The 3,112-nt window shown below is 65.8% G+C and carries 1 protein-coding gene and 1 pseudogene; one reads left to right on the forward strand and one right to left on the reverse strand.

Going from position 1 to position 3,112, the window contains the following annotated elements:
- A pseudogene (locus tag DYI24_RS24125) lies at nt 1-349 on the reverse strand (Crp/Fnr family transcriptional regulator); the annotation flags it as partial.
- A gap of 254 nt (nt 350-603) precedes the next feature.
- Between DYI24_RS24125 and DYI24_RS24130 the strand changes: the two are divergent.
- On the forward strand, nt 604-3,112 hold a 2,509-nt coding region (locus DYI24_RS24130), incomplete at its 3' end, for an HWE histidine kinase domain-containing protein (protein ID WP_164574122.1).

Raw genomic sequence — 3,112 nt, forward strand, 5'->3', positions numbered from 1 at the left:
CCTTGGCAGCCTGAATGTTGAGGATCGGCATGCGGACGAACGGGCCCTCGAACTTGACGACGATCAGGCAATACGCCGGCAGAAAGCCGGAGCTGACGATGCCGCCGACCGCGCCTTCGCGCCCGACCAGCACCGTCTCGACGCCGCGGCCATCGCCGTCGGTCACCTCATAAGATACGAGGCTCGGCCCACACGGAAAGAACGCGCTGCCGACGTGATCGCCGGGGCGATACAACAGATCCCCGGCGGCCCGGGTCTCGCACCGCAGATGCGGACGCACCAGCTCGAAATCGCTCGGGCTCAGTGCTCGCAACAAGTTGTTGTTCGGCCGTTCAGAAGAGGCGATCACAGCAGTTCCTCTGTGTACTAGTGAACGGAACAAATAATGCGCTGCGGCTACATTGGTTCCAGCGTCCAAGCGAGGCACGTTGCAAGTGTCTCCAGCCTTAGCCCGGTGGACGGCTTGTCAGCTCGCTCCTCCCCACACCGTAAGGCACCCATTGGCTGTAGGCGCAACGATCCTATCGACGACTGCTTCTGCTCATCGCTCAAATGAGATCAGGTGTGTAGCACCGTGCGCCGCGCCGACGCGGAGGGCACGCCATGCCGCATAAGGTCGACCTCACCTCCTGCGATCGCGAGCCGATCCACATCCCCGGCAGCATTCAGCCGCGCGGCTGTCTGCTGGCGTGCGACTCGCAAGCCGTGCGGATCACGCGCATCTCGGAAAACGCCGGCGCCATCCTGGGCCGCGAGACGCCACGGGTCGGCGAGCTGCTGGCCGATTACTTCGGCGAGACGGAGGCACACACGTTGCGCAACGCGCTGGCGCAGGCCTCCGATCCGAAGCGACCGGCGCTGATCTTCGGCTGGCGCGACGGCGGCACCGGACGCACCTTCGACGTCTCACTGCATCATCACGACGGCACCTCGATTATCGAATTCGAGCCCGCGGCCGCCGACCAGGCCGACAACCCGCTGCGGCTGACGCGGCAGATCATCGCACGCACCAAGGAGTTGAAGTCTCTCGACGAGATGGCGGCGCGGGTGCCGCGCTATCTGCAGGCGATGCTCGGCTATCACCGGGTCATGATGTATCGCTTCGCGGCCGACGGATCCGGCAAGGTCATCGGGGAGGCCAAGCGCAGCGACCTCGAGAGTTTTCTCGGCCAGCACTTCCCGGCCTCCGACATCCCGCAGCAGGCGCGGCTGCTATACTTGAAGAACGCCATCCGCGTGATCTCGGATTCGCGCGGCGACAGCAGCCGGATCGTGCCGGAGCGCGATGCTTCCGGCGCCGCGCTCGATCTGTCGTTCGCGCACTTGCGCAGCGTTTCGCCGATCCATCTCGAATATCTGCGCAACATGGGCGTCAGCGCCTCGATGTCGCTGTCGATCATCATCGACGGCACGCTGTGGGGGCTGATCGCCTGCCATCACTACGAACCGCGCGTGGTGCCGATGGCCCAGCGCGTCGCCGCCGAAATGTTCGCCGATTTCTTCTCGCTGCATTTCACCGCGGTCCACCACCAACGCCGCTTCCAGTCGTCGCTGCGCACCCGGCGAACGCTCGACGCGCTGACCAGCCAGATGTCGTTCGATGCCTCGGTCGACGACTTCCTGCGCGCCAACCTCCCACGCATCGCCGACCTGATTCCGAGCGATGGTGTCGGCCTGTGGATGAACGGGGTCTGGACCGCGCATGGCTCGACGCCGCCGGCCAACGCGCTGCCGTCGATCATGTATCTGCTCACCGGCCGGGCCGGAAACGAGATCGTCGCCACCCATGCCCTCGCCGACCGGATCGTGGCGGCGACCGACTATGCGGGCGCGGCCGCCGGCATGCTGGCGATCCCGCTGTCGCAGACAGCCGGCGATTACTTGTTATTTTTCCGCAAGGAGCAAGTGCAGACACTGAACTGGGCGGGCGATCCGAACAAGACCTACGACACCGGACCGCTGGGCGACCGGCTGACGCCGCGCAAGAGTTTCTCGATCTGGAAAGAGCAGGTCGAAGGCCAGTCGATCCCGTGGAGCGCGGATGACCGCGACACGGCGGCCACCATCCAGGTCGGCCTGCGCGAAGTGCTGCTGCGGCAGAGCGAAATTCTCTCGGCCGAGCGCAAGAAGGCCGAAGTGCGTCAGCGCGTCCTCAACGAGGAGCTGAACCATCGCGTCAAGAACATCCTGGCGCTGATCAAATCGCTGGTGAACCAGCCGGCCGGCGAAGGCAAATCGCTGGAGGAATTCGCCTCGGCCTTGCGCGGGCGGATCATGGCGCTGTCGTTCGCGCACGATCAGGTGGTGCGGTCCGACGGCGGCGGGGCGCTGCTCGATCTGATCCGCGCCGAACTGTCGCCCTACCCCGCCACGCAGATCACGCTGGATGGCCCGGACGTCGGCCTCGATTCCCGCGCCTATTCGGTGCTGGCGCTGGTGCTGCACGAGCTGGCCACCAATGCGGCGAAGTACGGCGCATTGTCTCGCTCATCGGGCCATCTGCGAGTGAGCTGGTCGGTGCGCGACGACGGCCGCTGCGATATCGAATGGACCGAGAGCGGAGGCCCGCCGGTCCGGCCGCCGACCCGGCACGGCTTCGGCACCGTGCTGCTGAGCCGCAGCATTCCGTTCGATCTCGGCGGCTGGAGCGAGATCGACTACACGCCGGGCGGTGTCGTCGCGCGGCTCGGTATTCCCGGCCAGTTCGTCACCGAGTCGCTGCAGCGGCTGTCGAGCCCGCAGCCGGCCACTGCGAGCGTCGACAGCAGTTCGCTGAATATCGCCAATGCGGCGATCCTGCTGGTCGAAGATCAGCTCGTGATTGCACTCGATGCCGAGGAAATGCTCGGTGCGATCGGTGCCAAGTCGGTGATCTCGGTCGCGTCCGCCGAAGAGGCGCTGCTGACGATCGCGCAGCGACCGCCGACGCTGGCGATCCTCGACGTCAATCTCGGCAACGGCAGTTCACTGCCGGTCGCCGACGAACTGGAGCGGCTCGGAATCCCGTTCATGTTCGCCACCGGTTACGGCGACACCGCGATGATCCCGGAGCGCATGCGCGACCTACCGATCGTCCGCAAGCCATATTCGATCGAGTCGCTGCGCGGCGCCC

The organism is Rhodopseudomonas sp. BR0C11, assembly GCF_010820945.1.
Taxonomy (GTDB): Bacteria; Pseudomonadota; Alphaproteobacteria; order Rhizobiales; family Xanthobacteraceae; genus Rhodopseudomonas; species Rhodopseudomonas palustris_H.